The following is a 4,505-nucleotide window of genomic DNA, read 5'->3' as shown; positions in this document are numbered from 1 at the left end:
AGCAGGTCACTGCCCAGCCAATGGGCCGGGTCGTGGAATGGCGCGAGCATCGGCTGGCTGTTCATCTCCCATGGCGAGCTGCTGGTCAGCCAGGGGGCGGCGATCGCCAACAGCGTCAGCAGCAGCAAAAACAGCGCACCGATCAACGCCGCAGGCTGGCGCACAAAACGTCGGAAAACCAGCATCAGCCTTGCACTCCTGCACCGATACGCGGGTCGAGAAAACGACAGATCACATCGGTCAACACGTTAAAGCCCACCACCAGAATCGAGATCACCAGGAAACCGCCCATCAACACGCCGTAGTCACGCTGGGCCAGCGAGTCGTACATCAAGCGACCAATCCCCGGCCAGGAATACACCACCTCCACCAGTAACGCGCCGCTGGCCAACTGGCCCAGTTGCAAACCGGCAAAGGTCACCACCGGCAACAGCGCATTGCGCAACACATGCACGTACAAAATCCGCCGCGGGTGCAGGCCCTTGGCGTGGGCGGTGCGCACGTATTCCTGGCCAAGGGCGTCGAGCACGGCAGCGCGGGTCAGGTGGATATACAAGGCGAGGAACAGCACGCTCAACGACACGCACGGCAGCAGCAGGTGCTTGAGCCGGTCGAGCAGGGAAAAGTCCTGTGCCACCGTTTCCATGCCAAACGCCGGCAACCAATCGAGGCTGACGGAGAACAACAGGATCAGCAGCATCGCCAGCCAGAATGGCGGCATCGCATACAGCAGCAATGCGCCGTGGGAGATCACGCCATCCAGCCAGTGACGCTTCTGTCGGGCCCGGGCGGCCAACGTCCCCAGGGTGACGCCAAGCACCGACGAGAGCAAAAATGCCGAGCCCATCAGGGCCAGTGTTGCCGGCAAGCGCTCGGCAATCAGCGACCACACCGAGGTCTGGTTGCGGTAGGAATAACCCAGGTCCAGATGGGCGATATTGCCCAGGTAGATCAGCAACTGCGTGAGCAACGGCTTGTCCAGGCCCATGGTCTGGCGCAGGTGTTCGATGAACTGCACATCGTCCACCCCCGCCTCGCCGGCCAACAGCAGCGCCGGGTCACCCGGCGCCAGGCGGATCAGTAAAAAGCCCAGCACCAGCACCGCCACAATCATCAACAGTGCCTTGAGCAGGCGACCGCTGAAATACAGCAACCCGTTCATGGTGCAGGCGCGTCGAGGTAGACGCTTTCGTAGTCTTCGTTAAGGCTGGTGGCGGTTTGCAGCAGGTTCTTCACCTCTTTGTGGAACAGTGTCGGGTAGCGCATTTCGAAGATCGGCGCGATCGGCAGGTCGGTGTTCAGCACGTTTTCCAACTGGCTATAGAGCCTGGTGCGTTCCGGGCCTTCCGGGGTGTTGGCGACCTGGGTCCACAGGGCATCGGCCTCGGGGCTGTTGTAGCCGCTGACGTTGGCAAATGGCGAAGTCTTGAGGATGTAGTCGGAGCGGTACAGGTAGGCGTTGGTCAGGTACGGGTCGCCGATCTGGAAGATGAAGTTGTAGGTCAGGTCGAAGTCCCAGTCGCTGACGCGCTGGAACCAGGTGGCGGCGTCGGACGTCACCACTTGTACCTTGAAGCCCAGCGGCTGCAGGGCTTGCTTGGTGTATTCGGCCAGGCGCTCCCAGGCACCGCCCTTCTCGCCGTTGAGCAGGCGAATCCGCACGGCGCCCACGTCCACGCCGGACTCGGCAATCAGCGCCTTGGCTTTTTTCACGTCATAGGTGTACTGCGGCAATTGCGGGTCGTGGTACGGCGAGGTGGACACGAACTGGCCGGGGGCAACTTTGCCCGAACCGAAGAAGATGTTGTCGACGATGAACTGGCGGTTCAGCGCATACAGGATCGCCTGGCGCACCTTGGGGTTGTTCAGCGGCGGCTTGCGCGTATTGATCTGCAGGAAGGCCAGGCCGGAATACAGCTCCCAGCCTTTTTCCGACGACTGCACGTCCGGCAAGGCGGTCAGGCGCTTGAGGTCGGAATAGTCGGCATCACCGCTGCGCAGCACCTGCACGTCATTGCGCTCGAACGCCGCAGCGCGGGACGAGCCGTCCGGGATCACGTGGAAGATGATCGCATCCAGGTGTGGCAGGCCCTTTTTCCAGTAGTCGGGGTTCTTTGCCAGCTTGATATAGGCGCCGCGTTTCCACTCCACAAACACAAACGGGCCGGTGCCGACAGGCTTGAGGTTATAGGGGTTGTTGCGAAAGTCAGTGTTCTCGTAGAGGTGCTTGGGCACCACAGGCCGCAGCCCGCTGCCCAGGGCCGAGAGCAACGGCGCGAAGGGTTTCTTGAGCTGGAACACCACCTGCAGCGGGCCCTTGGCGGTGATGCTGTCGACGTACTCGGTGAAGACCCCGCCCAGGCGCTTGTCCACTTCGGGGTAGAAGGTCTGGAAGCTGAACACCACGTCATCGGCGGTGAACGCGTGGCCATCATGCCAGCGCACGTTGTCCTGCAAATCGAAGGTGTAGGTCAGGCCATCGGGAGAAACGGTCCAGGCCTTGGCCAATACCGGTTTGGGTTTCAGGTCGGTGTCGAAGGTCAGCAGGCCCTGGAGGATCTTGCCGCTGACGTACTGGGTGGACACGTGGCTGACCACGCCGTGCATCAGCGACGGCGGTTCGGGTTGGGCCACCAGGTTCAGCACCCCGCCGTCATGGGGTTGCGCCTGAGCGGTGCCGGCCAGCAGCACGGCGCCAAGTCCCAGGTATGAAAGGACACGGCGAAAAGATAAAGGGCGCATGGAGACTCCTTGGCTAAGGTTTTGTCAGGGATTTAGCAAGGGCTGTGCCATGGGGCGACGGGCCGCGTTTGCGGGCATCACAGGCCTTGGCAGTGATGAAAAAACCACAGTGGCCGGGACGAGTGTGGAAAAAGCAACAGCCCGCCCTCTTGAGGAATGGTTGTGCGTAGCAGCTGCCGAGCCTTGGCGAGGCTGCGTCTGCGGTGTGTCAGGTATGCCGCCAACGCAGCCTCGACAAGGCTCGGCAGCTGCTACGGTAAGGTTTGAAGTTTGAGGGCCCCATCACTGGCACAAGGTTTGCCCTTCTAACCGCTATCTGAACCCATGAGTTTGAAGCGCATGTCACTGGATTACCTGGGCAACCCCATCGACACCCTCAACCCCGCCACCCGTCAGGGCCTGGATGATTTCGTCGGCGGTTTTCTCGGCTATCAGCCCCGTGCCGAGGGCATCCTCGCGGTCGCCGATGCCGACCCCGACTCAGCATTGGCCAACGGATTTGCCGGCCTGCTGCTGATGTTTATCGAGTCGCCCGAGGGCCCTATGCTGGCCGAGAAGTACCGTCAGCGGGCGGCGGCGGTGAATTCCCGGCATCCACGGGCGCTCGTGTATCTGCAAGTGCTGCAAGCCTGGATCAACGACGAGCTGGATGAAGTGCTGCGCCTCAGCGAGCATCTGCTGGATCTTTATCCGCGGGACCTGCTTGCGGCCAAGCTCAACCAGTACCTGGAATTCAACCGGGGCAACTGGCCGGCGCTGCTGCGGATCGGTTTGAAAGCCACCGCCGGCGCGCCGGATATCGCCCACAGTCACGGGCTACTGGCGTTTGCGTATGAGCAGTGTCATTTGCTGGAGGAAGCCGAGGCCAGTGCGCTTGAAGCGTTGCGGTTGCAGGCGTCCGAGCCATGGGCCCATCACGCATTGGCCCATGTGATGCTGACCCAGGGGCGTATCGAGGAAGGCATCGGGTTTCTGGAGGGCGTGAAGCAGCACTGGGACGGGCTTAACTCGTTCATGTACACCCATAACTGGTGGCATCTCGCGTTGTTTTATCTGGGGCGCGGGGAGGATCAGCGGGTGCTGGAGATTTATGACCGGCATGTGTGGGGGATCTTGCCGGAGTACTCCCAGGATCAGGTGGGCGCGGTGTCATTGCTGACGCGGCTGGAGCTGGCCGGGATTGATGTGGGTGAGCGGTGGCAGGCGTTGGCGCCCTACCTGCAGCGTCGGGTTGGGGATGCGGTACAGCCGTTTTTGAGTGTGCAGTATTTGTATGGGTTGGCCCGGGCGGGCAAGCCTGAGGCGGATCAGTTGTTGGCGGCTTTGCGCAGGCACAGTGTGGAAGCGCGGCCGGTTTGGGGGGAAGTGACGTTGCCGTTGGCTGAGGGGTTGTTGGCGCATGCCCGGGGGGATGCCCGGCGGGCGTTGGAACAGCTGGGGATAGCGTTGCCGCGGCTGAATGAGATTGGCGGGAGTCATGCGCAGCGGGATTTGTTTGCGCAGGTGGAGCTGGACGCACGGTTGCGGGTTGGGGATTGGCTTGGGGCGCAGCAGACGCTGGAATTGCGCCGGCGGTATGACGGGCTGGATGTCCCGACGAACCGAGCTTTGGTGGTGGTGTATGAGGCTTTGGGGTTGCCTGGGGAGGCACTGCGGGCGCGGGCGCGGATTGGGGGGATATCCGTTATTTAGGTGATGGCTTGTATTGGTTTCGCTTTTGCCCCACCACTCGGCACCTCGCTTCGGCCAGCGTGGTTTAACGG

Annotated in this window: 3 protein-coding genes and 1 pseudogene; 1 reads left to right on the top strand and 3 read right to left on the bottom strand. The window is 62.0% G+C overall.

Going from position 1 to position 4,505, the window contains the following annotated elements; all coding sequences use genetic code 11:
- From HX846_RS03550 to HX846_RS03540, 3 genes and pseudogenes are all read right to left on the bottom strand, one after another.
- Window positions 1–185, bottom strand: a pseudogene (locus HX846_RS03550) (ABC transporter permease); the annotation flags it as partial.
- Window positions 185–1,162 (bottom strand): ABC transporter permease, encoded by a 978-nt coding sequence (locus HX846_RS03545; protein ID WP_087693384.1) that lies wholly within the window; start codon window positions 1,160–1,162, stop codon window positions 185–187. The gene HX846_RS03545 and the pseudogene HX846_RS03550, both read right to left, overlap by 1 nt.
- A complete protein-coding gene (locus HX846_RS03540) occupies window positions 1,159–2,742 on the bottom strand; it encodes an ABC transporter substrate-binding protein (protein ID WP_008431399.1) in 1,584 nt (527 codons plus the stop codon). Before HX846_RS03540 ends, HX846_RS03545 begins: the two co-directional genes overlap by 4 nt.
- A 339-nt stretch (window positions 2,743–3,081) precedes the next feature.
- Between HX846_RS03540 and HX846_RS03535 the strand changes: the two genes are divergently transcribed.
- Window positions 3,082–4,434 carry a tetratricopeptide repeat protein gene (locus HX846_RS03535; protein ID WP_178964984.1) on the top strand — a complete coding sequence of 451 codons (1,353 nt, stop codon included), beginning with the start codon at window positions 3,082–3,084 and terminating at the stop codon, window positions 4,432–4,434.
- Window positions 4,435–4,505 lie beyond the last annotated feature (71 nt).

Source organism: Pseudomonas sp. K5002, assembly GCF_013386655.1.
GTDB lineage: Bacteria > Pseudomonadota > Gammaproteobacteria > Pseudomonadales > Pseudomonadaceae > Aquipseudomonas.
The sequence above is the reverse complement of the archived record's forward strand: the minus strand, read 5'-3'. Positions and strand labels throughout refer to the sequence as shown.

What these genes read in the sequence shown, in the direction of transcription:
- HX846_RS03535 (WP_178964984.1), top strand. Translation starts at nt 3,082, where the DNA reads ATGTCACTGGATTACCTGGGCAACCCCATCGACACCCTCAACCCCGCC.
- HX846_RS03540 (WP_008431399.1), bottom strand. Translation starts at nt 2,742, where the DNA reads ATGCGCCCTTTATCTTTTCGCCGTGTCCTTTCATACCTGGGACTTGGC.
- HX846_RS03545 (WP_087693384.1), bottom strand. Translation starts at nt 1,162, where the DNA reads ATGAACGGGTTGCTGTATTTCAGCGGTCGCCTGCTCAAGGCACTGTTG.